The 23691-nt window shown below is 66.5% G+C and carries 25 protein-coding genes and 1 tRNA gene; 8 read left to right on the top strand and 18 right to left on the bottom strand.

Translation table 11 applies throughout. The features are described 5' to 3' along the window. Positions 1-41 precede the first annotated feature (41 nt). Genes G0Q01_RS13185 through G0Q01_RS13175 form a run of 3 tightly spaced genes read left to right on the top strand, consistent with a single transcriptional unit; the run spans position 42 to position 1590 of the window. Positions 42-452, top strand: coding sequence for an Hsp20 family protein (locus G0Q01_RS13185; protein WP_066104369.1), 411 nt, complete (start codon positions 42-44; stop codon positions 450-452). Positions 453-455: 3 nt separating this feature from the next. Continuing rightward, entirely contained in the window at positions 456-683 is a 228-nt protein-coding gene (locus G0Q01_RS13180; protein WP_164188541.1) for a DUF1150 family protein, read from the top strand. Between the two features lie 22 nt (positions 684-705). Further along, entirely contained in the window at positions 706-1590 is an 885-nt protein-coding gene (locus G0Q01_RS13175; protein WP_164188539.1) for a PhzF family phenazine biosynthesis protein, read from the top strand. Between the two features lie 18 nt (positions 1591-1608). Here the strand turns inward: G0Q01_RS13175 and G0Q01_RS13170 are convergent, their stop codons facing one another. Next, entirely contained in the window at positions 1609-2517 is a 909-nt protein-coding gene (locus G0Q01_RS13170) for an autotransporter domain-containing protein (protein WP_164188537.1), read from the bottom strand. Positions 2518-2807: 290 nt separating this feature from the next. Beyond that, entirely contained in the window at positions 2808-3812 is a 1005-nt protein-coding gene (gene trxB, locus G0Q01_RS13165; RefSeq protein ID WP_164188535.1) for a thioredoxin-disulfide reductase, read from the bottom strand. Between the two features lie 191 nt (positions 3813-4003). Between trxB and G0Q01_RS13160 the strand changes: the two genes are divergently transcribed. Next, positions 4004-4504: an Lrp/AsnC family transcriptional regulator gene (locus tag G0Q01_RS13160; protein WP_095881146.1), complete on the top strand. Its 501-nt coding sequence runs from the start codon at positions 4004-4006 to the stop codon at positions 4502-4504. 30 nt (positions 4505-4534) lie between these two features. Here the strand turns inward: G0Q01_RS13160 and G0Q01_RS13155 are convergent, their stop codons facing one another. The 4 genes from G0Q01_RS13155 to lgt all read right to left on the bottom strand — a co-directional run bounded on the left by G0Q01_RS13155 (position 4535) and on the right by lgt (position 8279). Next, on the bottom strand, positions 4535-5215 hold the full coding sequence (locus G0Q01_RS13155; RefSeq protein WP_164188533.1) for a Hint domain-containing protein: 681 nt from the start codon (positions 5213-5215) through the stop codon (positions 4535-4537). 363 nt (positions 5216-5578) lie between these two features. Beyond that, on the bottom strand, positions 5579-6334 hold the full coding sequence (gene pgeF, locus G0Q01_RS13150) for a peptidoglycan editing factor PgeF (RefSeq protein WP_164188531.1): 756 nt from the start codon (positions 6332-6334) through the stop codon (positions 5579-5581). After that, positions 6331-7395, bottom strand: a complete 1065-nt coding sequence (locus tag G0Q01_RS13145) for a class I SAM-dependent methyltransferase (protein ID WP_164188529.1) — start codon at positions 7393-7395, stop codon at positions 6331-6333. Before G0Q01_RS13145 ends, pgeF begins: the two co-directional genes overlap by 4 nt. Then, the gene (lgt, locus tag G0Q01_RS13140; protein WP_164188527.1) at positions 7392-8279 is read right to left on the bottom strand and encodes a prolipoprotein diacylglyceryl transferase; all 888 of its coding nucleotides are present in this window, start codon (positions 8277-8279) and stop codon (positions 7392-7394) included. The genes G0Q01_RS13145 and lgt overlap by 4 nt, the downstream gene beginning before the upstream one ends. Positions 8280-8373: 94 nt before the next feature. On the opposite strand from lgt, the gene G0Q01_RS13135 reads away from it, so the two are divergent. After that, positions 8374-8619, top strand: coding sequence for an accessory factor UbiK family protein (locus G0Q01_RS13135; RefSeq protein WP_066104340.1), 246 nt, complete (start codon positions 8374-8376; stop codon positions 8617-8619). A gap of 88 nt (positions 8620-8707) precedes the next feature. Here G0Q01_RS13135 and G0Q01_RS27195 read toward each other — a convergent pair whose 3' ends face one another. The 5 genes from G0Q01_RS27195 to G0Q01_RS13110 all read right to left on the bottom strand — a co-directional run bounded on the left by G0Q01_RS27195 (position 8708) and on the right by G0Q01_RS13110 (position 14591). Next, a complete protein-coding gene (locus G0Q01_RS27195) occupies positions 8708-9946 on the bottom strand; it encodes an efflux RND transporter periplasmic adaptor subunit (RefSeq protein WP_164213523.1) in 1239 nt (412 codons plus the stop codon). A gap of 4 nt (positions 9947-9950) precedes the next feature. Further along, positions 9951-12311 (bottom strand): ABC transporter permease, encoded by a 2361-nt coding sequence (locus G0Q01_RS13125; protein WP_164188524.1) that lies wholly within the window; start codon positions 12309-12311, stop codon positions 9951-9953. Between the two features lie 4 nt (positions 12312-12315). After that, positions 12316-13029 (bottom strand): ABC transporter ATP-binding protein, encoded by a 714-nt coding sequence (locus G0Q01_RS13120; protein WP_164188522.1) that lies wholly within the window; start codon positions 13027-13029, stop codon positions 12316-12318. Positions 13030-13103: 74 nt separating this feature from the next. Then, entirely contained in the window at positions 13104-13991 is an 888-nt protein-coding gene (locus G0Q01_RS13115; protein WP_164188520.1) for a LysR family transcriptional regulator, read from the bottom strand. Positions 13992-13997: 6 nt separating this feature from the next. After that, positions 13998-14591 (bottom strand): hypothetical protein, encoded by a 594-nt coding sequence (locus G0Q01_RS13110; RefSeq protein WP_164213522.1) that lies wholly within the window; start codon positions 14589-14591, stop codon positions 13998-14000. A gap of 446 nt (positions 14592-15037) precedes the next feature. On the opposite strand from G0Q01_RS13110, the gene G0Q01_RS13105 reads away from it, so the two are divergent. Next, on the top strand, positions 15038-16936 hold the full coding sequence (locus tag G0Q01_RS13105; protein ID WP_164213521.1) for an acyltransferase family protein: 1899 nt from the start codon (positions 15038-15040) through the stop codon (positions 16934-16936). A gap of 115 nt (positions 16937-17051) precedes the next feature. Here G0Q01_RS13105 and G0Q01_RS13100 read toward each other — a convergent pair. Then, positions 17052-17128: transfer RNA gene (locus tag G0Q01_RS13100), tRNA-Arg, on the bottom strand. A 134-nt stretch (positions 17129-17262) separates the two neighbouring features. On the opposite strand from G0Q01_RS13100, the gene G0Q01_RS13095 reads away from it, so the two are divergent. Continuing rightward, positions 17263-18285: a LacI family DNA-binding transcriptional regulator gene (locus tag G0Q01_RS13095; RefSeq protein WP_108964574.1), complete on the top strand. Its 1023-nt coding sequence runs from the start codon at positions 17263-17265 to the stop codon at positions 18283-18285. Positions 18286-18300: 15 nt separating this feature from the next. Here the strand turns inward: G0Q01_RS13095 and G0Q01_RS13090 are convergent, their stop codons facing one another. After that, positions 18301-19032 (bottom strand): Crp/Fnr family transcriptional regulator, encoded by a 732-nt coding sequence (locus tag G0Q01_RS13090; protein ID WP_108964573.1) that lies wholly within the window; start codon positions 19030-19032, stop codon positions 18301-18303. A gap of 77 nt (positions 19033-19109) precedes the next feature. Here G0Q01_RS13090 and G0Q01_RS13085 point away from each other — a divergent pair, with 77 nt between their 5' ends. Further along, complete coding sequence (locus G0Q01_RS13085) at positions 19110-19484, top strand: hypothetical protein (protein ID WP_164195112.1); 375 nt, start codon at positions 19110-19112, stop codon at positions 19482-19484. Between the two features lie 197 nt (positions 19485-19681). Here G0Q01_RS13085 and G0Q01_RS13080 read toward each other — a convergent pair whose 3' ends face one another. Genes G0Q01_RS13080 through G0Q01_RS13060 form a run of 5 tightly spaced genes read right to left on the bottom strand, consistent with a single transcriptional unit; the run spans position 19682 to position 23664 of the window. Then, positions 19682-20674 (bottom strand): ABC transporter substrate-binding protein, encoded by a 993-nt coding sequence (locus G0Q01_RS13080; protein ID WP_164195109.1) that lies wholly within the window; start codon positions 20672-20674, stop codon positions 19682-19684. A 54-nt stretch (positions 20675-20728) separates the two neighbouring features. Further along, the gene (locus tag G0Q01_RS13075; RefSeq protein WP_164213520.1) at positions 20729-21568 is read right to left on the bottom strand and encodes an ABC transporter permease; all 840 of its coding nucleotides are present in this window, start codon (positions 21566-21568) and stop codon (positions 20729-20731) included. Further along, entirely contained in the window at positions 21565-22425 is an 861-nt protein-coding gene (locus tag G0Q01_RS13070; RefSeq protein WP_164213519.1) for an ABC transporter permease, read from the bottom strand. Before G0Q01_RS13070 ends, G0Q01_RS13075 begins: the two co-directional genes overlap by 4 nt. Continuing rightward, the gene (locus G0Q01_RS13065) at positions 22422-22853 is read right to left on the bottom strand and encodes a GNAT family N-acetyltransferase (RefSeq protein WP_164195103.1); all 432 of its coding nucleotides are present in this window, start codon (positions 22851-22853) and stop codon (positions 22422-22424) included. Before G0Q01_RS13065 ends, G0Q01_RS13070 begins: the two co-directional genes overlap by 4 nt. Beyond that, positions 22846-23664 (bottom strand): ABC transporter ATP-binding protein, encoded by an 819-nt coding sequence (locus G0Q01_RS13060; RefSeq protein ID WP_203595017.1) that lies wholly within the window; start codon positions 23662-23664, stop codon positions 22846-22848. The genes G0Q01_RS13065 and G0Q01_RS13060 overlap by 8 nt, the downstream gene beginning before the upstream one ends. Between the last annotated feature and the right edge of the window lie 27 nt (positions 23665-23691).

Genomic DNA, 23691 nt, shown 5'->3' with positions numbered 1-23691 from the left:
CGGGGCCCGGCGGACGGTCGCTTCCCTGTCAAGGACATGTCATGAGCAAACTGACCCTGGGTTCCTATCCGCACATGCTCGGCTTCGAGCAACTCGAGCGCCTGCTCGAGCGCACGGCCAAGTCGAGCGAGGGATACCCCCCCTTCAACATCGAACAGACGTCGGATCACTCCTACCGGATCACGCTCGCCGTGGCCGGCTTCTCGGAGGCCGATCTCGCCATCACCGTCGAGGACCGCCAGCTGGTGATCCGCGGACGGCAGCGCGACGACGGGTCCGACCGGATCTTCCTGCACCGCGGCATCGCGGCGCGGCAGTTCCAGCGCAGCTTCGTGCTGGCCGATGGCGTCGAGGTGGGGGAAGCGGTCATGGAAAACGGTCTGCTGCACGTGGATCTGACCATGTCCCGTCCCGAGACGGTGGTGCAGACCATCAACATCAGAAAGGGTTGAGCCATGAACACGAAGTATGATTTCTCCGAGTTTGACGCAGAGCGCATCGTCTACGTCCGCTCGGTCGAGGTGAGCGAGTTGCCCGAGGACGTGCAGGAACAGGTCGGTGACCAGACCCGCCTCTACGCGGTACACCGCGCCGATGGCGAGCGGCTGGCGCTGGTCCGCGATCGCGGCCTCGCCTTTGCGCTGGCCCGGCAGAACGACCTCGCCCCTGTCACCGTCCACTAGGGGCGCGCCCGGAGAGCACCGCATGACCAAGCTGCCGCTTGACTGGGCCGACGCCTTCACGGACGTGCCCTTTGGCGGCAACGGCTGCGCCGTCCTGCATGGCGGGGCGGCGCTGGACGACGAGACCTGCATCCGCGTCGTGCGCGAGACATCACTGGTCGAATGCACCTTCACCGGCCCCTCCGAGGTGGCGGACGTGCGGGTGCGCTACTTCCTCGCCAGCGGCGAAATTCCCTTTGCCGGCCATCCCACCATCGCCACCGTCGCGGCGCTGGTGCACCGGGGACTGGTCACGGGCGACCGGCTGACCCTCGAGACCCTGGCCGGGCTCATCCCAGTCGAGATCGACCGCTCGGTGAGCCCGCCGCGCATCGTGATGACCCAGAAGTCCCCGGAGTTCGGTCCTTGCCCCGACAAGGCGCTGGTGGCTGACGCGGTCTCTCTCTCGCCGTCCGACATTCTCGGCCAGCCGCAACTGGTTTCGACCGGCCTGCCCTGCTGCGTGACCGTGCTGAAAGACCGCGCGGCGCTCGACCGCGCCCTGCTGGACCCCGAGGCGCTGAGCCGCCTCCACGTGGCGCTCGGCAGGGGCGAGGCAGAGTTCGCCGAGCCCTTCCTCGTCACCCTCGAAGGCGCGACAGACGCCGGCGCCACCTATGCGCGATTGCTGCTTCCGCCTCCGAACCCACCCGAAGATCCCTTCACCGGCTCGGCCACCGGCGCCATGGCAGCCTATCTCTGGTCGAAGGGGCTGATCGCAGCCCCCGTCTTCACAGCCGAGCAGGGCCATGGCATGGGCCGCCCGGGCCAGGCGCAGGTCGAGGTGCTCGGGCCGCCCGAGGCGATCACCGGCGTGCGGGTCGGCGGGCAGGCGCATGTGCTGATCTCTGGCGAGATCCACCTCTGAGCCGACATCCCTCCTTGCTCAGAAGCGGATGCTGTAGCGCGTGTTGAGCACAAGCGGCTGCACCGGGTCGAAGACCTGCGTGCCGATCAGGCTCAGCGTGAAGCTGCGCTTCTTGTGGGTCCAGCTCAGGCCGGTCTTGAGGCTGGGGGCATGGGTCTCGCCGGACTTGCCCGCATCGATCCAGCTGCCATAGTTGTAGCCCAGCTCGAAATAGGGGCGGAAGTTGCGCTCGAGCCGCAGCGTGGCGCGGGTGCGCAGCGAGGCCGAGAGCTTGCCCACCTGCCAGGTCGAGAGATCCCCGATGCCACTGCTGGTCTGCTGCGACAGCGACAGGCCGGCCGCCCCCGAAACATCCATGCGCCGAAGCTCGTAGCTGCCATTCGCGTTGAGCCCCGCGGCGGTGCGCCAAGCGCTGCGCGGCGAGTTGCCGAGCCGGTAGTCGGGCCGCGCCAGCGCCGCCCAGGCCTTGAGTCCGATATGGTCCGTCAGCGCGGTTTGCACGTAGGGCGCGAAGCTGAAGGTCTGGGTGCGGATGTCACGCCCGGTATCAAGATCTGCCACCCCGTAGCCGGTGGCAAAACCCAGCCGCGTGCCCGTTCCGATCGGCTTCTCGATCCCCAGCAGCATGTCGAATTTTCGGCCGAAGGTGCTGCCATGGTACTCGCGGGCCTCGAAGGCCCACCACATGCGCGGCGCAGATCCCGGTCCCGGCGTCGCCAGGAACAGCCCCTTGCTGTTCAGCCGCACCTTGCCATAGCCGTTCAGCGCATGACCCAGGACGCTGTCGAAGGCCCCGACCGAGGCGTTGAGGGTGGTCGAGACGCTGCTGCGATAAGCCGTGCGCAACTGGTCCGCCGCCAGCGCGGGCGCGGCGGGCAGAAGACAGGTCAGCAGCGCAAGCCTGCGCATCAGAAGTGCGGTCTTCATGGCGTCCTCCGGGGGAGAGGTCAGGGCGACATGGGGCCGGGCTGGAGGTTTGCAGCCGTGCGCCGCGAGGCGGCGCTGGGGCGAGGTCTGTGGTCTTGTGGCTTGGCCCAGACATAAGGGGCAGCGATTTGGCAGCAAAGTCCTCGGCGCCGCATCTGCACTCAATTTCGCGCGAGAGACGCAGCGTCGCACTGTCTCCGCGCAGATGTCCCGCGCTTTCAGCGCCGGCAAAGAAAAAGCGCGACGCCGGGTCCCGGCATCGCGCTCGCGTCGCACACTGTGGGCGAGGATCAGGAGGCCTGTTCGACCGGCGCCCCGTAGCCGAGCGGCTCGGAGGTGTCCTTGCCCGCGTCGAGCCCCTGCTCGGCGAGCCAGCGCTCGGCTTCCAGCGCCGCCATGCAGCCCATGCCCGCCGAGGTCACCGCCTGGCGGTAGGTGTGGTCGGTCAGGTCCCCCGCGGCAAAGACGCCGGGGATCGAGGTCTCGGTGGTGCCGGGCTTGGTCACCACGTAGCCGCCCATGTGGGTCTCGAGCTGGTCCTTCACCAGCTCCGATGCGGGCGCATGTCCGATGGCGACGAAGACACCCTTCGCGGGGATCTCGGTGATCTCGCCCGTGGTCACGTGCTTGACCTTTACGCCGGTGACGCCCTTGGGCATGTCCTCGCCGACCACTTCCTCGAGCTGATGGTGCCAGAGGGTCTCGATCTTGGGGTGGTTGAACAGGCGTTCCTGCAGGATCTTCTCGGCGCGCAGCTCGTCGCGGCGGTGGATCAGCGTGACCTTCGAGGCGAAGTTGGTCAGAAACAGCGCCTCTTCCACGGCGGTGTTGCCGCCGCCGATCACCACGATCTCCTGCCCGCGGTAGAAGAAGCCGTCACAGGTCGCGCAGGCGGAAACGCCGAAGCCCTTGAATTCTTCCTCGGTCGGCAGGCCCAGCCACTTCGCCCGCGCGCCGGTCGCGAGCACCACCGCGTCGGCGGTGTAGGTGGTGCCGCTGTCGCCCTTCGCAACGAAGGGGCGCTGGCCGAGGTCGAGATCGGTGATGATGTCGCCGACGATCTCGCACCCCATGGCGCGGGCATGGGCTTCCATCTTCACCATCAGGTCAGGGCCTTGAATCTCGGTTTCGCCGGGCCAGTTTTCGACCTCGGTGGTGGTGGTCAGCTGGCCGCCGGGCTCGAGGCCCTGCACGAGCAGCGGCGAAAGCATGGCGCGCGAGGCGTAGACTCCCGCGGTGTAGCCGGCCGGGCCGGAGCCGATGATGAGGAGCCGTGTGTGGCGGGTGTCAGACATATCGTGCCTCTCGCGAGCTATGGCATTCGGTTTGGGAATTGCATATAGCCACGCGCGGCGGCGACGCAAACCCCGTGCCTCCGCCATGTCCCCCGGAATCTCGTCCAGTTAATAATCTTTCACGAATATGAAAGATTATTGCGCTAACGTTCCGGCTGGTATAATAATCGCGAAAAGCTCAAGGAAGACGCATGCCCGCCCACAGGCTTGATCCCATCGATCGTAAGATTCTGGCAGAACTGCAGGCCGATGGCCGCATGACCAACGTCGAACTTGCCCGCCGCGTGGGCATTTCGGCCCCGCCCTGCCTCCGCCGCGTGCGCACACTCGAGGAGCAGGGCTTCATCAAGGGCTACCACGCCGAAGTCGATTCCCGCGAACTCGGCTTCGAGGTGCAGGTGTTTGCCAGCGTCGGTTTGCAGAGCCAGGCCGAGGCCGATCTGCGCGCCTTCGAGGACCGCTGCCGCAGCTGGCCGCTGGTGCGCGAGTGTCACATGCTCAACGGCGAGGTGGACTTCATCCTCAAGTGCGTGGCGCCCGATCTATCGACCTTCCAGGCCTTTCTGACCGAGAAACTGCTGACCGCGCCGAACGTCGCCTCGGTCAAGACCTCGCTGGTCATCCGCGGCGCCAAGGACGAGCCGGGCGTGCCCTTTGACGTGCTCGAGGAACGGCTGAACCGGACCGCCTGACGGCGGGCCGGTGCCGGCTTTGCGATCCGCTCAGCTGGCCAACAGGCTGTCGACCGCCTCGCGCGAGGAACGGGTCATAGACAGCTCGCCGAAGTCCTGAAGCTCCGACAGGTTGTCGAACATCGACAGGAACAGCGCGCGCATGTTCGGGCTGGTCAAGCTGTGCAGCATCTTGCCCGGGTGGTAGGTCTCCATCTCGAGCCCGCCGACCCTGATTGTCGCGTGGCGCTGTACCATCAGGTGGTAGAGTTGCACCCCGCCCGCCGGGGTCACCGGCACGATGCGATCCCAATCCGCCTCGTCGATGACCGGCACCAGCACGCTGTCCTGCCCGAGCAGCGCCCGGAAGCGGGCGCGGGTGACGACCATGCGGGCTGCCGGGCCAAGCAGAAGGTCGACGCCGGGACGGCCGAGACCGAAGGCCTCCGCGGTGACCCGGATGAGCGAGTCGAGCGCACTCTCGTCGGAATGCACCCCCGGCACATAGGTAGTCGAGCCGATCCAGGTGATCGACTGGGTGCCCCTGCTGGTCTCGATGTAATCACCCGGCAGAAGATCCTCGACGGCCACGGGGCCGCGCAGGGTCTGGATCAAGGTGCCGCGCGCAAAGGCAGAGCAGGCCTCTTCGAACAGCGGCAGCGCCGGCGCCACCTGCTGTTTCATCGAGATCGAGAGATCGGGCGACAGGGCAGCGACCTCGTACTTGCGCATGAGAGAAGTGGCGCGACGAGGCCGCCCGTTCCGGAGAGAAGCCGGAGGCCGCGGAGTATCTTGCGAAACGACACCGTCGTGGCCGCGGGCCACGTGATGAAAACTGGTCATATCAACATCCCTTGGCAGGCTGTCACATCCGTGCTGGCCCCCACCAACAACGACAGAAGGACGTCTAATCGACTGACACGATCTGGCCGAATTCGGGCATTTCTGTCAAAATTTCGATGAATTGACAGCGACTTATTCGCTCAATCCCAGCTGCAGATAGGGATTGTCCGAGATACGAGAACCACCTTGCCATATTTTGCCCAACACGCGGACGAATCGTGGCAGCGCCCTCGCTCCGGAACTGCGGCTGCGTCAGAGACGGATCGCCGAGATCAGCCGACCATAGTCGGCCTCGCGCAGGTGGGTCGCCCGGCGGAAGGAGTAGAAGCGGTCCGGGTCGGAATAGGTGCAGTGGCGGGTCCATTCTGCCGCGACCCCCGCGCTGCGCAGCCGGTGCAGCCCATAGGCCGGCAGGTCGAACTGCGCGCGATTGCCCTGCCCGCCCGCGAAGAAACGACCGTTGCCCGGGTCCTCCGCCATGAACTCCTCGAGGAATTCCGGCCCGACCTCGTAGGCGCGCTGGCTGATGGTCGGCCCGATCACCGCGCGGATGCCATCGCGGCTGGCGCCGAGGGCGATCATCGCGTCGATCGTCTCTTCCAGCACGCCGGCCTGCGCGCCGCGCCAGCCCGCGTGGGCGGCGCCGATCACCCCAGCCTCGGAGTCGGCAAAGAGCACCGGCTGGCAGTCGGCGGTGAGCACGGCGAGCGCGATGCCCGGCTCGCGGGTCACAAGCCCGTCGGCCTCGGGACGCGGGTTGGATAGCGGCCCGGTCACCGTGACCACTTTGGAGGAATGGACTTGGCTGACCGTGACCAGCGCTTCGTTGGGCACTTCCATGGCCTGCGCCACCCGGGCGCGGTTGATCGCAACGATCTCGCGCTGGTCCGACGAGCCCGGCCCGCAGTTGAGACCGGAAAACACCCCAGAGGACGCGCCTCCCTTGCGGGTGAAGAACCCGTGCCGGAGGGGGCTGAGTGACTCGGCGGTGATGATTTCCAGCGTCATATGTCCAATCCGGGCGGCGGCGGTGAGTGCGGCGCGTGCAGCGCCAGAACCTTGAACAAACTTCCCATTTCACCGGGGTGCGTCAACCGGCGATGTGCGGCGATGTGGCTTTCCAGTGCCGCACCCTGCAACCGAGCCGCGAGCGCGCGGGCGCGCTCGGTGATGCCGAGCCGTTCAAGGAAGACGCCCTGCGCGGTCAAAGGCGCGTGGGCTGCCGGGGCAGCCGCCTGTGCCAGTGCGCGAAAGTCCACATGGGCGGTCAGATCGGCCTCTCCGGGGGTCTCCAGCGGTGCCGTTCTTTCATGCGACCGCACCGCCTGAAGCGTGTCGCCTAGGCTGCCCCAGCTGCCGTAATCGATGACCAGCGCGGCGCCGCCATGGGCCGCGATTCGCCGTCCGACCTCTTGCACGAGGGCCTCGGCGGGGGCGCAGATTTCGACCATGTCGCCCTGCTCGGTGTCGGCCAGCCGGTGCTCGAGCGCGGCCTGTGGCGCGATGTCGGTGAGCCCGAAGGACAGCTGCCCCTCGTGCCAGCCCACCACGCGCTCGCGCCAGCCCTCTCCGTCGCGCAGGAACTGGCGCACCGGCAGCACGTCGAAGAACTCGTTGGCGAGCAGGAAGAGCGGCCCCTCGGGCAGGTCGGCCAGGCTGTCATGCCATCTGGGCGCAAAGCCGCCGAGCCGCTTGGCCTGTTCGGCGCGAAGTGCGGGCGAGGCCTCGACGAGATGCAGTTCTGCCGCCGCGATCAGTTCGGGCACCGCGCGCATGGCGCGCAGCGCGTCGGCCATCAGCGTGCCACGCCCGGGCCCCAGCTCGGCAAGGATGACCCGCTCCGGGCGCCCCTGATCCACCCAGCTCTGCGCCAGCGCCAGGCCCAGCAGCTCGCCGAACATCTGGCTGATCTCCGGCGCGGTGGTGAAATCGCCCTTGGCGCCAAGCGGATCGCGGGTGGTGTAATAGCCGTGCTGCGGATGCAGCAGGCACCACGTCATGTATTCGGCAACGCTCATCGGCCCCTCGGCCGCGATGCGCGCCTCGAGCAACGGGAGCAGCGCGCTCATGCGCGGCGCCGCGCCCAGAGGATCAGGCCGATCCCGACAAGCACCATCGGCAGCGACAGCATCTGTCCCATGGTGAGCCCGTAGCCCCCAAGGTGCCAGGCCAGCCCCAGGGGGTTGCCGGGCGAGACGAACTGCGCGTCGGGCTGGCGCACGAATTCCACGAGGAAGCGCGCGATGCCATAGCCGGCGAGAAACACGCCCGCCATCTGCCACGGCGTCTTCAGCCCGCCCTTGCGAAGCGCCAGCCAAAGCAGAAGACCGCCGAGCAATATGCCCTCGAGCGCCGCTTCGTAGAGCTGCGACGGGTGGCGGGCGCAAAACTCGCCCACCGCCTGTCCGCACGCCTGCGCCGCCTCGCCGGGGAAGATCACCCCCCAGGGCAGCTCGGTCGGGCGGCCCCAGAGCTCGGCGTTGACGAAATTGGCGATGCGGCCAAGCAGCAGTCCCGGCGGCACGGCGATCGCCAGCATATCGGCAGTGGACCCGATCCGGATGCGGTTCTTCAGGCAGAAACCGAGGAAGCCGATCAGCACCCCCAGGAAGCCGCCATGGAAGGACATGCCACCATGCCAGACCATCAGGATCTCGGCCGGGTGGCTCAGGTAGTAGGCGGGCTGGTAGAACAGCACAAATCCGAGCCGCCCGCCGAGGATGATACCGAGGATCACCCACGTCAGCAGCTGCTCGACCTGTGCCGGGCTCATCGGCGGCTGGTCGCCCGGCCAGAGGTGGACGCGTTTCACCGCGGCGACGGCGATGCGCCAGCCGATGACGATGCCCGCGATATAGGCAAGCGCGTACCAGCGCAGGGCGAAATCCATGCCGAAGACCGAGATCGAGAAGACCTCGGAGGACAGGGGCGGAAAAGGAATTGCGGCTTTCATGCGCGATGAGTGACGGGAGTTTCCGGGGGAAGTCAACCTTGTGACCCGGGGGCTCTCGGCCCATATAGGAGACAAGCATATGACGGAGAGCCCAATGCAGACGCGCAACAAGGTATTCGAAGATCTGTCGCAGCTCATGACCAACGCCATGGGCGTGGCGCAGGGCGCGAAGGATGAGGCCGAAACGGCGATGAAATCGATGATCGACCGCTGGCTGGCGGATCGCGATTTCGTGACCCGCGAGGAATTCGACGCGGTCCGCGCCATGGCGCAGAAGGCCCGCGAAGAGAACGAGGCCCTCAAGGCGCGCCTCGACGCGCTGGAAAAAGGTCAGGGCTGACCCGGAGCGGTCGGCGCGCCTGATCCTCGCTCCCATTCCCCGGGCCCAGTCGCGGGCCCGGGGCGACAAGCCCCGGGTCGCCTACGTTTCATCCGGCCCGCCGCTGCGCCACGAGACCGCCATCCAACAGATCCGCGGGCGGGTAGAGCACGATATGATCGCCCTCCTCCAGCCCCTCGAGCACCTGGACCTGCCGCCCATTCCCCTGCCCGAGCGTGACCGGCAGCTTCGCCGCGCGCCCGTCTTCGACGCGGAACACCGCCCAGCCCGCCCCCTCGCGGAAGGCCGCGCTCTGCGGGATCTGCAGCGTCTCCGCCTCCTCCCAGATCACGATCCTCGCCAGCACGCGGTAGCCATGCCCCAGCGCCGCGCGGGCCTCGGGGGGCGCCATGAACCGCAGGATCACCCGCACCCGCTGCTCCTCGACCCCCAGCGCCGAGATCTCGGTGGTGCCAAGCGGCGCGATCCGCTCGACCTGCGCCTCCAACGCGCCCGACCCGCCCCAGTCTTCCAGCATCACACGCGCGCCCGGCACCACCTGCACCGCGTCCGAGGAAATGAGGTCCACCGCCACCTGCAAGTCCTGCGCGATGTTGCCGATCTCGAGCACCGGCGCCCCCGCCGCCAGTGAGGTCTCGGACTCCTCGACCACCCGCAGGATGCGCCCGTCGACCGGGGCGCGCAGCGGGATGTCCGAGGCCCCGACCTCGGCCAGCGCCTCGGCCAGGCCCTGATCGTCAAAGCCGATGAGCTGGGCCTGCGCGTTGGCCAGCTCCGCCTCGCGCATGGCCACCGCCGCGCGCGCCGTCTCGAGCCGGGCCTGCGACGCCAGCGCCGCGGTCCGCGCCTGATCAAGCGCCGCGGTCGAGATCGTGCCCCGTGCCGCCAGCGCCTTGGCCCGGTCATGGTCCGAGACCGCCAGCTCCACGTCCGCCTGCGCCACGTTCACCTCGGCCTTGGCCTGCAGCAAGGCCGCCTGCGCCGCCGCCACCACCGCCCGCGCCTGCTCGCGCGTGCGCAGGTCGAGCACCGAGGGCGCGGCGGGGCGCATGTGCGCCACCACGTCGCCCTGCGTCACCGCGTCACCATCGATGGCCTGCACCCGCAAGAGCCGCCCGGCGACGGGCGTGGTCACCACGTAGACGTCGCGCACCTCGGTCTTGCCCTCCTCGTCAATGGTCACCACCAGCGGCCCGCGCGTCACCCGCCCGAGATCGACGAGCTCGGACCGTGGCCAGAAGGCGGCGGCCAGCGTCAGAACGAGCAGCAGCGCAAGACCGAGGCCAAGGACCAGCCGGGTGCGGTTGCGGGGTCGGTTGAGAGCCATGAGGTCAATCCCGTGTCTTGAGCGCGGCGACGAGGTCGGCGCGGTCCACGTCGCGTTTCACTAGCAGCCCCGAGAGGACCGCGCCCGCGATCACCACCAACGCGGCGAATCCGAAGGCGGCGGGCCGGAACACCACCGTGATCGTGTAGAGGTCCGAGGAATAGGCGGCGGCCAGCATATGCGCGATGCCCCAGCCGAGCAGCGCGCCGCAGGGCAGCGCCAGCAGCGTCACCAGCCCGAGTTCACCAAGCAGCACATAGGCAGCCTCGCCTTTGGAAAAGCCGATGACACGCAGGCTGGCGAGGTCGTGGGCGCGTTCGGCGAGCGCGATGCGCGCGGCGTTGTAGATGATGCCGAAGGTGATGGTGAAGGCCACCGCCGCCATGATGAAGCGCGTCGCGCCGGTGCCCTGGTTCATCACCCGCTCGAAGGCCGCGCGCGCCTCGGACTTGAGGCTCACCCCGGCCACCACCGGCTGGTCGCGCAGCCAGACCTGCACCGCCTCGGCCTGCGCCGGGTCGAGCCTCAGGGCGGCGCTGGAAATCCGGCCCGGCTCGAAGAGCGCCCGGTCCAGCGCCGCCAGCGCCATATAGGCAGGGGCGCCGAGCACGGTCTCCGAAACGCCTGTGACCGGCAGGCGCAGCACTGGCTGCGCGCCCTCGCGCACCTCGACGGTCAGCACGTCCCCCGCCTGCGCCTTCAGCTTGCGCGCCAGTGCCGTGCTCAGCACCAGCCCCGAGCCGTCGAGCGCGAGAGGGACAAAGTCGGGTGTCAATGCGCGGACCAACTCGGGCTTCGGCGGCAGCCCGGTGATCGCTCCCCGGTGGGTCAGGCGTCCATTGCGCAGCACCACCGCCACCGCACGTGAGCCCTCGGCCTGCAGCACGCCCGGGTGGCGCGCCAGCTCGAGCAGGGTCTTCTGCGACACGGCATGGGTAAAGGTCACGCTAGCCTCGGAGCGATCGAGCACGTCGAAGCTGAGCGCCACCGCCTGGTTGAACCCCGCGTGGATGGTCAGCATCCCCACCGAGAGCCCCATGCCGAAGGTGATCCCCACCACGGCACCGAGCATGCGAAAGGGCGTGCGGGTGAAGCGGCGCAGCACCATGCGGGTGGGCTGGTCAAGCGACTTCACCGCCCGCGCCCAGCGGCCGGCGCGGCGGTAGTCGGCGGGGGTGGGCGGGCGCATCGCCTCGGCCGGTTGCAGCGCGAAGATGCGGCGCAGCACCACCGCCCCTCCCGCCGCCGCCGCCAGCACGCTCACCACCAGCCCCAGAGCCAGCGCGCCCGGGTCGAGCCGGAAGACAAGGAAGGGAAACTTGTAGAACTGCAGGTAGAGCTGCACCATCCCGCGCCCCGCGAGGATGCCAAGCAGCGCGCCCAGCAGCGCTCCGGCCACGGCGATCGCCAGCACCAGCTTGAGGTAGTGCCCGCCGATCTCGGCACCGCGGTAGCCGAAGGCCTTGAGCAGGCCGATCTCCTCGCGCTCGGCCTGCACCATCCGGGCGATGACGATGTTCAGCAGGAAGGCGGCGATGCCGAGGAACACCGGCGGGATCGCCGCTGCCGTGTCGCGCAGCCCGCTGATCTCCTCCGAGACGAAGCGATGCGAGAACTGGTCCTCGCGGTCATAGGCCCCCGCCGCGCCCCAAGGCTTGAGAAGGTGATCGAGCGCCGCGATCACCCCACGCGGATCGGTGCCGCGGGTGAGCGTGACGAGAAACTCGGAATAGGCACCCTTCATGTCGAAGGCGGCGGCAAGCGAGGTCTGCGACATCCACAGCACGGCAAAGCGCGTATCGTCCGGCACCATCTCGCCCGGTGCCGCGGCGTAGAGAAATTCCGGCGAGCGCGCGAGCCCGGTGATCCGCAGACTGCGCCGCGCGCCGTTCATGACCACCTGCAGGCTGTCGCCGGGCCGCAGTCCATGCGCGGCGGCGAACGTGTCGAGCAGGACCACCTCCTCGGGCGCGCCGGGGTTGAAGAGCCGCCCCTGCTGCACCCTGATGGCGTTGAGCGCGGGTTCGGCGTGGTCGGGCAAGGACAGGGCCCGGGCCGCCACCGGGACCGCGTGGTCCGGCAGCTCGATCCGCGCCGCGCCGGAGATGCGCCCCTCGGCCCGCGCCACGCCTGGAAGTGCCGCAACCTGGTGCAGCAGGTGACCCGGCGCGCGGGTCACCGGGGCGAAGACCTCGGCGAAGCGGTAGCGCTCGTAGTAGCCCCGGCGGGTCTCGTCGAGCGTCACGACGAGACCGGCCATCATCACCTGCATCATCACGCCCAGCGCCATGACGACGGCAATCGCCGCCGCCTGCCCCTTCATCCGCCAAAGGTCGCGCGAGAGCTTGCGGTCGAGGCTACTCATGCGCTCACCACTCGATCTCGGCGGCGGCGCGCGGGGCGTCGTTGCGCTCGACCGTGCGGATCGCGCCGTCGGCGAAACGGATCACACGGTCGGCCATCTCGGCGGTCGCGGCGGCATGGGTGACGATCATCACCGTGGTCCCGAGGCTGCGGTTGAGATGCTGCAGCACCCCCAGCACCTCGCGACCGGTGGCGCTGTCGAGCGCCCCGGTCGGCTCGTCGCAGAGCAGCACGTCGGGCTGCTTGGCCACCGCACGAGCAATTGCGACGCGTTGCTGCTCGCCCCCCGAAAGCTGGCTCGGAAAGTGATCCTTTCGGCTGCCGAGGCCAACCAGCGCCAGTGCCTCCTCGGGGTCCATCGGATCGCGGGCAATCTCGGTGACGAGCTCGACGTTTTCCTCTGCAGTGAGCGAGGGCATGAGATTGTAGAACTGGAAGACGAAGCCGAGGTTGTCACGCCGGTAGCGGGTGAGCGCCCGGTCCGACATGGCGGTCAGATCCTCACCCCGGAACCAGGCACGGCCGTCGCTCGGCCGGTCGAGCCCGCCGAGAATGTTGAGCAAGGTCGACTTGCCGCTGCCCGAGGGGCCGAGCAGCACTGTGATCTCGCCCGGCGGCAGCTCCAGGTCGACCCCGCGCAGCGCATGCACGGCCGACGCCCCCTCGCCGTACACACGGGTGAGCCCTTCGACACGGTAGATCGGCGGCGGATGCGACATGGCAGGCCCTCCTCTGTTGCCACCCTAGGGCAGCGAGGCGCGGCCTGATTTGAGCCGGATCAAATGCTTCGGCGTCAGCCGGGGCGCGCAAGGGCCTTTGCCTCGTCGAGCAGCGCCTGCAGGACCGGCGTGTAGGGCTCCTGCCAAGGTGCGATAAGCCCGACCTCATGCGCGCGGCTGTCCGTCGCAAGCGGCACCAACGAAAGCGGTTTGCCTTCGGCAAGGAACTTCGCGAGGTCGGTCGGCAGGATCGTGACCCAGTCGCCTGTCAGCACGTTGCTCACCAGTACAACCGTGGAGTTTGATTCAATGGCCGAGACCGGCGCGACCCCGGCCTCCATGAATTGCCGGTTGATGATCCGGCGGTTCTGCATCTCGGGGGTCAGCAGGCAGAGCTTCAGGCTTCCGAGCTCGGCCCAATCCAGCATCTTTCGCCCGGCCAACGGATGATCCTTGCGGCAGACGAGTTGGTAAGCCTCTCGGTAGAGCGGGCGGGTGGTGACCCGGCCCAGCGGCTCGTTGTCGAGGTAGGAGATGCCGGCGTCAATCTCCAGATCGTCGAGCATCGAGAGGATCTCCGCCGAGGCACGCGAGAGCACGGTGAAGGTTACCCGCGGGTGACGCTCGATGAAGCGCGCCGTGAGCGTCGAGGCCCACGTCAACGCGGTGGGGATCACCGCAAGCCGCAGGTGACCGGCCAGACCCTCACGCGACGCACGCATCTCATCGCGCAGCCGCCGCGTGTCTCCGACGATCTGACGCGCCCAGACCAGCGCGCGCTGGCCCTCGGGCGTCAGCCCGCCAAAGCGCGAACCGCGCTGCACCAGCTTGACGCCGAGCTGCTCCTCGAGCTGGCGGATGCCGGTGGAGAGCGTTGGCTGGGTGATGCCGAGGCTGAGCGCCGCCCGACCAAAATGCTTCTCCCGAGCAAGCGCAATGAACATTTCCAGCTTGGCGATCATGAAGACCTATAGAAACACACGGTTTCGATCATGATCGCTCGCGAGATCGGCAAGGGCAATGCCGGATCGCCTGCGCGCGCGTCGCCTCGCGTTCGACCGTCCATTCCGGCGCGCAAAGCCCGTGAGGATCTTGGCAGCAAGCGTCCTTGTGCCAGAAAGGAGCACGAACAGGCCGCGCCATCCGTTCTGCGCGCTCGGGACCTCGCTCATGTGGAGCTCGCACATGTCGTCTTCGCGAAATCCCGCCGCGTCCCCGTCGAGCGTACAGGCGACGACCGAGGCGAAAACACGCGCGCCGGAAATATCCCGGAATCCCGAGGCGGGTCTGCCGACCTGCGCAGCAATCGAGAAGGCTCGGCATCGTCGAAACTCCGAATTCTGCATGATCAGACATGTGCGCTGTCCCGGAGCATCTGTGGAGCACCGAGACGAAAGTGAGACAAACGGTCGCGGCATAATGTTGTACGCGAGTTTGGAATATTTGGGACCATGAAATTTGGTGCGGATGGGACCGAGAAGATCGCCTCGCAGACCACGCAAGTTATTTGAGATTTTATGCAGATACGCACCGGGTGTCTCGGCAATGATCAGCGGGCGCAATCCAGGCCCCGCCCGCCTCGGATCCGGCCCGCAGACCGCGCGCGGCGGGTCTCGGAGGCCGGGGGGCGAGAATCACCCCCGCCTCGGCGCTCCGACGAAAGCCTGGAACCTACTGCCGAATGAAAAGGCGATCGGCAGACATCTGCCTCCTGCACGGAAAAGGCGTCACCGAGGCGGACTCGGCGCGCGGCAGGCGTCTGCCCGCTTCGTCGGCGCTATGTGCCTGCTATCTCTTCCAACAATTTGGCGTTGCGCAGCATGGGGCGCCTCTCGAGGCAAGACGGCGAGATTGCGCTCTTGGAGAGGGAGCCGCGGCGAGGTTCAACGTGGTGGATCGAGTGCCACCCATGCACTAGCATTCATGGAGGGACGCAACTTGGGTCCGTTTCCTCCCCGGCCCATGTGTCATTTGTCCCAAAATTTTTTTGAATATTTGGAGCCGCTTAGTGAATTACAAAGCACATATTGATGGCTTGCGCGCCTTTGCTGTCGTTCCAGTTATTGCCTTTCACGCGTCTCACACTGCAGTCCCCGGCGGCTTCATCGGGGTTGATGTCTTTTTCGTCATAAGCGGGTTTCTAATCACATCCCTTCTGATGTCTGACCTGAAATCCGACAGATTCAGTATTGTCGATTTCTACGAGAGGCGCGCAAGGCGTATTCTGCCGGCCTTGATCTTCATCATTGCATGCACCATTCCCGCCGCATTGATCTTTCTTCCCCCTAGCGACCTGCAAACGTTCGGAAAGAGCGTGGTGGCCGCGATGACCTTTCTGTCGAATATCTTCTTCCTGAAGGAAATCAATTATTTCCATACCCATGCAGAGCTGAATCCCCTCCTCCACACTTGGAGTCTCGCGGTCGAGGAGCAATTCTACATTGTCTATCCGATCTTCCTGGCGCTCATCTATCGCAAGGCCCGGCGCTACCTGGTCCATGCCTTGATCGGCGCCGCTCTGCTGAGCCTGGCACTGGTGATGAACTCGGTCGCATCGGACCCCAAGTATGCCTTCTACCTCTTCCCGATGCGCGCATGGGAGCTTCTGATCGGCGCGCTCGCGTCGCTGTCCTTCGCCAGAACCGAAGTCTCTCCCCGCCCATCTCTTTACGGCCTCCTGTCGCTGGCCGGCTTCGCGGCGATCCTGATCAGTTATGCCATCGTCGATGAAACCCGACTGTCGAGCGGCCTTTATGCGCTGCCCGCCTGTCTGGGCGCCGCGCTGGTCATCCTCTATACAAAGCCCGGAACGGTGGTGCACCGCATTCTGACAACGCGCTGGATCGTGCTGATCGGACTGATCTCCTACAGCGCCTACCTTTGGCACCAGCCGCTCATGACCTTTTACCGGCACGCCTTTCCCGACGATAAGCTCGGCGTCGCGATATGCGCGCTTCTGACCTTCCCCCTCGCCTGGCTGACCTGGAAATTTATCGAGCAGCCTTTCCGGAGGCGGACACCGGGAGTCCCCGCAAAACGGGTGCTGACCTCCTCCTTCGCCGCGCTCAGCCTTTTCGCCCTTCTCGGCCTCGCCCTGACCGCCGACACCGGCTGGGAGCGCCGCTACAGCCCCGAAGAGCAACGCATTCTCAGAAGCTTCGTCGAGGCCGACGACTATGTGCCGACGCGCTTCGACGCGCTGAAGGGCCGCGCGTTCAGCGGCGACGGCGACCTTCCAAAGGTGCTGATCGTCGGAGACTCCTACGGGCAGGATCTGGTGAACGCGCTCTACGAGACGGGAATGGACCGGGACTTCGACCTCTCGACCTACCACATCCCCGGGCGGTGCGGGAATCTGATGATCGACAACTTGGACAAGTACCGAAACCGCGAAAACCGCGAGGAATGCGCCAGGTTGCCCGGCTACCAGGACCCGAAGCTTCAAGCCCGGCTCCGCGAAGCCGATCAGCTCTGGCTGGTGTCGTCCTGGAACCCCTGGACCGCGCCGCTGCTGCCCAAATCCCTCGAAGCGCTCTCGGCCGACACCGATGCCAAGCTCGTCGTCTTCGGGCGCAAGCATTTCGGAGACCGGCTGACCTATCGCGTCTTTGCCGATGGCATTGACGCACTGATCGGCAGGCGTCCGGTTCCCGAAGACCCTTCCGCGGTCAGCCTCGAAATGAGCGAAACAATTCCCAAGCTGGCCGAATACGTCGATCTTCAGAGGCTTCTGTGCGGCAGCTACGAGACCTGCGCCAACGCCGATCCCTCGGGCTCTCCGCTGACGTTCGACGGCACGCACCTCACGCCGGAAGGGGCAAGATACATGGGCGATCTGCTGAAACCTTATCTGGTCAAGCAGCTCCAGGCAGAGCACCACCCGGTGAACGAGATGCTGCGCCCCTAGGGCACGGCGCCGGCGGGAGACCCGGAGCCGGACATCCCAACCGCCTCACGCCTCGTCGGCCCCCTCAACGAACGCGCGATGCCGCAGGCTTCTCAAACATTCGGACAAGGAAAGCTGGCGATCCCGGCAGGATTCGAACCTGCAACCTGCCCCTTAGGAGGGGGCTGCTCTATCCAGTTGAGCCACGGGACCGACGGCCTTCCAATAGCGCGCGTTCACCCGGTTGTCACCCGGCAAGCGGAAAATTCGCCGCGCCGCGGCTTTGGCTTGTATGGCGGGGCAGAAAGGCTAACATTCAGGTATTTAGTGCTTCGAAGGAGCCGCCCGTGGCCGACACCGATCCCCGCCCCCTCACCCTCAGAGACGTCTCCGAGGCCTCCGGCGTGTCCGAGATGACCGTGAGCCGGGTGTTGCGCAACCGGGGCGACGTGTCCGAGGCCACGCGGGCAAAGGTGCTCGAAGCGGCCAAGACGCTTGGCTACGTGCCCAACAAGATCGCCGGGGCGCTGGCGAGCCAGCGGGTGAACCTTGTCGCGGTGATCATTCCGTCGATGCGCAACATGGTCTTCCCCGAGGTCATGGCGGGCATTGCATCGGTGCTCGAGGAGACAGAGCTGCAGCCGGTGGTCGGCATCACCGACTACATGCCGGAAAAAGAAGAGCGGGTGCTCTACGAGATGCTCTCGTGGCGCCCCTCGGGTGTGATCATCGCCGGGCTCGAGCACACCGAAGCCGCAAAGGCGATGATGAAGGCCAGCGGCATTCCCGTGGTCGAAATCATGGACATCGACGGCACGCCGGTCGATTGCGCCGTCGGAATCTCGCACCGCCGCGCCGGACGCGAGATGGCCAAGGCGATCCTGCGCGCGGGCTACCAGAAGATCGGCTTCCTCGGCACCAAGATGCCGCTGGACCACCGCGCCCGGAAACGCTTCGAGGGCTTCACCGAGGCGCTGGCGAAAAGCGGTGTCGAGGTGGTGGATCAGGAGTTCTACTCCGGCGGTTCGGCCCTGAAGAAGGGCCGCGAGATGACGCAGGCCATCCTCGAGCGCGAGCCGGAGATCGACTTCCTCTATTACTCCAACGACATGATCGGCGCGGGCGGGCTGCTCTACCTGATGGAACAGGGCCGCGACATCCCCGGCGAGATCGGCCTTGCCGGCTTTAACGGAGTCGAATTGCTGCAAGGGCTGCCGCGGCAGCTGGCGACCATGGATGCGCACCGGGCCGAAATCGGTCGCAAGGCGGCCCAGATCATCGCGGCGCGGGTCGAGAATCCCGACGCGGATTACGAGCGCATCGTCGAACTGACCCCAAAGATCGCCTACGGCGACACGCTGCGCCGCTGATCCGGCGCGCCGCGCTCAGAGAAGCGGACGTACCGAGGGCTCGTCGGCGTCGGCCATGGCCAGTTCGGCCATGCCGTCAACATCGCTGACATGCAGTTCACCGTCCGCCCATTCCGCCAGGCCCCGCGCCCGCAACCGCGCCAACGTCTTGTTGGTGTGGACCAGCGACAGGCCGAGCGCATCCGCAAGGTCCTGCTGGCGGTAGGGCAACGGCACACGCGGTCCCTGCCCGATCCCCATCTCGGAGAGCCGCCGGAAGATCTTCAGCAGCGCCCAGGCCACGCGCTCCGCCGCGTCGCGCTGGCCGACGGTGGCCAGTGTCTCGCCGAGGAAATGCTCCTCCGAGGCGGCAATCCACGTCACATCATAGGCCAATGACGGCTGCTTGCGGTAGAGCGACCAGAGGTCCGAGCGGTTGAACACGCAAAGGCGCATGGCGCTGGTCGCCTGCACAGAGTGCTTCATCTCGCCCAGAAGCCCTGCCTGAAGCCCGGTCAGATCGCCGGGCAGCAGGAAGTTGATCACCTGCCGCCGCCCGTTCTCGAGTGTCTTGTAACGCAGGCCCATACCCTCCAGGACGGTGAAGATCTGCGGTGAATTCGCCCCCTCGATCAGCAGGTGCGTGCCGGGATCGACGCTCAGTTCTCCGACCTTGAAGCGATCCATGAAGGCCAATTCGTCCTCCTCGAATGGCCGGAACAGAGCCTTGCGGCGCAAAGGGCAGCTCTGGCAGGATATCTGACGCATCTCGACCTCCTATGTCACAGATTAATGCGTCCCTGCCGGTTTGGTTCCAGTCTGCGCGCAACGAGAGGAGACCGCGCATGATTCCCGATGACATGCCCGACGCTGGGCCGGGGTTTCTGGTGCTGTTGAATGATCCCTTCGTGGCCGAAGATGTTGCACGAAGCATTTCCGAGCACGACCCCACGGCGCGCGTTGTCTGCGCGCGCACCCCCGAGGCGGCGTTGCTGCTTGTCCAGTCCGAAGGACATGTGGGCGTGGCACTGCTGCAGATGGCCCCTGAAGAGGTCCCCAAGAGCGCGCTCGGCCAGTTGCTGAGCGCCGCCGGGACCCGCATCGCGCTTGCCGGGGATGCCGCCGAGCAGCAGGGACCCGCCTGCGCCTACGAGGTGCTTCAACGCCCGTTCAGCAGCGCCGAGCTCCTGTTGACTCTGAGCCGCGCACGGGCGGGCTGAATGGTACGGCTGCCGGGGCCGCGCCCCCTGCTGTCATCGCCGCGTTACCTGCGCGGTCTAAGACTCGGGGCGTTCTTTGCGAGTGCCGTGGTACCCCTGCGGATTACCCCGCGCCCCCGGTCAAAATAGCAGTGATTTAATGAAGAAGGGGGTGGCGCTTGCGCCACCCCCGTTTTCCTTTGCAGGGCCGAGAGCGCTTACTTCAGCGCTTCGTCGGTGATCGCATGGGTCCAGGCGGCCTCGCCCGGGTCCTTTGTGATCACCGGGTCGGCGCCGGCGCTCAGCAGCACCTCGACGGTGCGGGTGAAATCGGCCGGGTCCAGCGCGCCATTCGATCCGGCGGTCAGCTTGGCGATCTCGCCCATCATGCGCTTCTGATGCTTTTCGGTCTGGGCGCCGGTCTCGTCGTTCTCGAGCACGATCTCGGCGGCCTCATCCGGGTTCTCCTCGGCATATTTCCAGCCCTTCATCGAGGCGCGCACGAAGCGCACCAACTTTTCGGTCATCTCGGGGTCGGCGAGGTTTTCCTCGGTGGTGTAAAGACCGTCCTCGAGCGTCGAGATGCCCTCGTCCTGGTACTTGAAGACCACCAGGTCCTCGGGGGTGAGTCCCGCGTCGATCACCTGCCAGTACTCGTTGTAGGTCATGGTGGTGGCGCATTCGACCTGCTTCTGCAGCAGCGGGTCGACGTTGAAGTTGATCTTCTGGATGGTCACCCCGCCCTCGGAGCCGTCGGTCGCGTAGCCGAGCTTGGACATCCACGAATAGAGCGGCAGCTCGTTGCCAAAGAACCAGGTGCCGAGCGTGTGGCCCGGGAAATCCTCGGGGCTCTCGATGCCGTGCTCCTTGAGGCAGGTCAGCATGAGACCCGAGGATTTGAAGGGCTGGGCGATGTTGACGATCGGCGCGCCGTTCTCTCGCGCGGCCAGCGCCGAGGGCAGCCAGTCGACCATCACGTCCGCGCCGCCGCCCAGCAGCACCTGCACCGGCGCGATGTCCGGCCCGCCCGGCTTGATCGTCACGTCGAGGTCCTCTTCCTCGTAAAAGCCCTTCTCGGCGGCCACGTAATAGCCGGCGAACTGGGCCTGGGTCACCCATTTGAGCTGCAGCGTCAGCTCGTCCGCGGCCTGTGCCCCGCCCGCAGCGAGCAGCATAGCCGACGCGATCCCCCATCCGGTAAACTTGGTCATCTGTCTCTCCTGTTGCATTGCGCGTTTCTTTGTCTTTTGCCGCAGTTTGCTTTTTCACCGACCCCGCTGCGACGGGTGCCAGAAGGTCGCGGCGCGTTCGATCAGCGCCACGCCGCCGTAGAAGGCCGAGCCCGCAAGCGCGGCCACCACGATCTCTGCCCACACGAGGTCGAGCTGCAAGAGCCCGACGCTGGTGGAAATACGAAAGCCCATTCCGGTGATCGGCGAGCCGAAGAACTCGGCAACGATGGCGCCAATCAGCGCGAGGGTGGAGGCGATCTTCAGCCCGTTGAAGATGAAGGGCAGCGCCGCCGGCAGGCGCAGCTTCCAAAGGCTGGTCCAATAGCCGGCGGCATAGGTGCGCATGAGATCGCGCTGCATGGCACTGGTGTCGGAAAGCCCCTGCACCGCGTTGACCAGCACCGGAAAGAACACCATGACCACCACGACCGCCGCCTTGGACTGCCAGTCGAAACCGAACCACATGACCAGAATGGGCGCGATGCCGATGATCGGCAGCGCCGCGACGAAGTTGCCCACCGGCAGAAGCCCGCGCCGCAGAAAGTCGAAGCGATCGACCACGACGGCCGTCAGCAGTGCCGCGCCGCAGCCCAGCACGTAGCCGGTGAGCGCCCCTTTAAGCACCGTCTGCACGAAGTCCTGCCAGAGCACGCTCGACGACTGCCCGAAGCGCGCCGCGATCACCGAGGGCGCGGGCAGCAGCACCGGCGAGATACCGAAGCCGCGCACCACTGCCTCCCAGACGAAGACCAGCACCAGCCCGAAGATCACCGGCACGGCCAGCGCCGCCACCCGGCCCCTCCGTTTCGAGAGCCGGACGTTGGCCCAGAGACCCAGCGCCCAGATGATCAGCCCTGCAACAATCCAGCTCATGCCATTCCCATCCGCTTGAGGGTGACACGCTGAATGAGCCCGATCAGCCCCACCAGCGCCGCTGCCAGAGCAGCCGCCATCAACAGCGCCGACCAGATCTGGATGGTCTGCCCGTAATAGCTTCCGGCCAGCAGCCGCGCGCCGAGCCCCGCCACCGCGCCGGTCGGCAGCTCGCCGACGATGGCCCCAACGAGGCTTGCCGCCATGGCGATCTTCATCGAGGCAAAGAGATAGGGCATCGAGGCCGGCAGCCGCAGCCGCCAGAACTCCTGAGCCCGGGTCGCGCTCCATGTGCGCATCTGGTCAAGCTGCATGGAGTCCGGGCTGCGCAGCCCCTTCACCATGCCCACCACCACCGGGAAGAACGACAGGTACATCGAGATCATCGCCTTGGGCAGCAACCCCGAGATGCCGATGGCGTTCAGCACCACGATGATCATCGGTGCGATGGCGAGGATGGGGATGGTTTGGCTGGCGATCACCCAAGGCATGACCGATTTGTCCATCACCCGGTTGTAGACGATGCCCACCGCCAGCGCGAAACCAAGCAGCGTGCCGAGCCCGAAGCCCAGCACCGTGGCGCTCATGGTCACCCAGGCGTGGTAGACGAGGCTGCGCTTCGAGGTGGGCTTCTTCATCGCCACCGTGTCCCAGAGCTCGGCCGCCACTTGGTGCGGCGCGGGCAGCTTGGGTTTCTCTTGTGCCCAGGTCTCGGCGATCAGCTCGGGCGTGGTCAGCACACGGTCCTGTCGCGCCGCCTGGTCGAGAACCCATTGCTTGTTGAGCATAACGGCGGCGCCGTACCAGATCACCAGGATTGCCAGAACGACGGTGAGGACCGGGATCACGTTTCTCATCGCACCCACTCCATCCGCAGCTCGGGCAGCTCGTGCGGCGGCTCCGGATCGACCGCCCCCGCGCCGACGAAGCCCTCGCGCCGGTAAAAGCGCTGCGCCGCCTCGTTGGCAACGTGGGTGTGCAGGAAGAGCCGATCGCGCCCCTCCTTCGCCTTGTCCATCAGCGCCTTGCCAAGCCCCGCGCCGCTGCGCGCACAGTAGAGAGCGCCGATTTTGCCCGCTTCGGGATCGACCGAGAGATAGCCCTCGACCGGATTGCCGATCACCCAGACCTCGCGCGCTGGGAAGGCGTCCCGCAGGAAGCCCTCGACCTCTTCGGCCGAATGCACGCGCGGGAACCACGGGGTGGCGTCGATCCAGCCGTTCAACACCGCCGCGCAGGTGCCAATGTCGGTGTCCACGGCGCGCCTGACAGACAGATCAGTCATAGGCATGCCCCGCCCGCAGCCCCTCGCGTACGCGGTGGGCGATCTCGAGGAATTCCGGCGTGTCGCGGATCTCGAGCGGGCGATCCTTCGGCAGCGGGCTCTCGATGATATCGGTGATCCGCCCCGGGCGCGGCGACATGACGACGATCCTGGTCGACAGGTACACCGCTTCGGGGATCGAGTGGGTGACGAAGCAGATGGTCTTTTCGGTGCGCGCCCAGAGCGCCAAAAGCTGCTCGTTGAGGTGATCGCGAACGATCTCGTCGAGCGCCCCGAAGGGCTCATCCATCAGCAGAATGTCGGCATCGAAAGCCAGCGCCCGGGCGATGGAGGCCCGCTGCTGCATGCCGCCCGAAAGCTGCCAGGGGTACTTCTTCTCGAAGCCCGCCAGCTCCACCAGGTCGAGCACGCGCTGCACCCGCTCGGCCTGCTCGGCTTTCGAATAGCCCATGATCTCCAGTGGTAGGCGGATGTTGCCACCGATGGTGCGCCACGGGTAGAGCCCCGCCGCCTGAAAGACATAACCATAGGCGCGCGCCTTGCGGGCGGCCTCGGGGGTCACGCCATTGACCAGCACCGTGCCCGAGGTCGGCGTCTCGAGGTCCGCCATCACCCGCAGGAAGGTGGTCTTGCCACAACCCGAGGGACCGATGAAGGAGACGAAGTCGCCCTTGCCGATTTTCAAGTCCACGTCTTTCAGCGCCTGAACCGGGCCGTCGTTCGTCTCGTAGACGAGGTTCAGCCCCTCGGCCGAGATCACCGTCGGAGCATGCAGGACCCTGGCCGCTGAAGCGACCGCTTGTTCTGTCATCATCTTCATTCCCTGTTTGGGGCGGGG

The organism is Salipiger sp. PrR007, assembly GCF_010499845.1.
Classification (GTDB): Bacteria; Pseudomonadota; Alphaproteobacteria; order Rhodobacterales; family Rhodobacteraceae; genus Salipiger; species Salipiger pacificus_A.
This window is presented reverse-complemented; position numbering and strand designations above follow the sequence as displayed.

Excerpts from the sequence above, each read along its gene's own strand:
- G0Q01_RS13185 (WP_066104369.1), top strand. The coding sequence starts at position 42 with ATGAGCAAACTGACCCTGGGTTCCTATCCGCACATGCTCGGCTTCGAG.
- G0Q01_RS13180 (WP_164188541.1), top strand. The coding sequence starts at position 456 with ATGAACACGAAGTATGATTTCTCCGAGTTTGACGCAGAGCGCATCGTC.
- G0Q01_RS13175 (WP_164188539.1), top strand. The coding sequence starts at position 706 with ATGACCAAGCTGCCGCTTGACTGGGCCGACGCCTTCACGGACGTGCCC.
- G0Q01_RS13170 (WP_164188537.1), bottom strand. The coding sequence starts at position 2,517 with ATGAAGACCGCACTTCTGATGCGCAGGCTTGCGCTGCTGACCTGTCTT.
- trxB (WP_164188535.1), bottom strand. The coding sequence starts at position 3,812 with ATGTCTGACACCCGCCACACACGGCTCCTCATCATCGGCTCCGGCCCG.
- G0Q01_RS13160 (WP_095881146.1), top strand. The coding sequence starts at position 4,004 with ATGCCCGCCCACAGGCTTGATCCCATCGATCGTAAGATTCTGGCAGAA.
- G0Q01_RS13155 (WP_164188533.1), bottom strand. The coding sequence starts at position 5,215 with ATGCGCAAGTACGAGGTCGCTGCCCTGTCGCCCGATCTCTCGATCTCG.
- pgeF (WP_164188531.1), bottom strand. The coding sequence starts at position 6,334 with ATGACGCTGGAAATCATCACCGCCGAGTCACTCAGCCCCCTCCGGCAC.
- G0Q01_RS13145 (WP_164188529.1), bottom strand. The coding sequence starts at position 7,395 with ATGAGCGCGCTGCTCCCGTTGCTCGAGGCGCGCATCGCGGCCGAGGGG.
- lgt (WP_164188527.1), bottom strand. The coding sequence starts at position 8,279 with ATGAAAGCCGCAATTCCTTTTCCGCCCCTGTCCTCCGAGGTCTTCTCG.
- G0Q01_RS13135 (WP_066104340.1), top strand. The coding sequence starts at position 8,374 with ATGCAGACGCGCAACAAGGTATTCGAAGATCTGTCGCAGCTCATGACC.
- G0Q01_RS27195 (WP_164213523.1), bottom strand. The coding sequence starts at position 9,946 with ATGGCTCTCAACCGACCCCGCAACCGCACCCGGCTGGTCCTTGGCCTC.
- G0Q01_RS13125 (WP_164188524.1), bottom strand. The coding sequence starts at position 12,311 with ATGAGTAGCCTCGACCGCAAGCTCTCGCGCGACCTTTGGCGGATGAAG.
- G0Q01_RS13120 (WP_164188522.1), bottom strand. The coding sequence starts at position 13,029 with ATGTCGCATCCGCCGCCGATCTACCGTGTCGAAGGGCTCACCCGTGTG.
- G0Q01_RS13115 (WP_164188520.1), bottom strand. The coding sequence starts at position 13,991 with ATGATCGCCAAGCTGGAAATGTTCATTGCGCTTGCTCGGGAGAAGCAT.
- G0Q01_RS13090 (WP_108964573.1), bottom strand. The coding sequence starts at position 19,032 with ATGCGTCAGATATCCTGCCAGAGCTGCCCTTTGCGCCGCAAGGCTCTG.
- G0Q01_RS13085 (WP_164195112.1), top strand. The coding sequence starts at position 19,110 with ATGATTCCCGATGACATGCCCGACGCTGGGCCGGGGTTTCTGGTGCTG.
- G0Q01_RS13080 (WP_164195109.1), bottom strand. The coding sequence starts at position 20,674 with ATGACCAAGTTTACCGGATGGGGGATCGCGTCGGCTATGCTGCTCGCT.
- G0Q01_RS13075 (WP_164213520.1), bottom strand. The coding sequence starts at position 21,568 with ATGAGCTGGATTGTTGCAGGGCTGATCATCTGGGCGCTGGGTCTCTGG.
- G0Q01_RS13070 (WP_164213519.1), bottom strand. The coding sequence starts at position 22,425 with ATGAGAAACGTGATCCCGGTCCTCACCGTCGTTCTGGCAATCCTGGTG.
- G0Q01_RS13065 (WP_164195103.1), bottom strand. The coding sequence starts at position 22,853 with ATGACTGATCTGTCTGTCAGGCGCGCCGTGGACACCGACATTGGCACC.
- G0Q01_RS13060 (WP_203595017.1), bottom strand. The coding sequence starts at position 23,664 with ATGACAGAACAAGCGGTCGCTTCAGCGGCCAGGGTCCTGCATGCTCCG.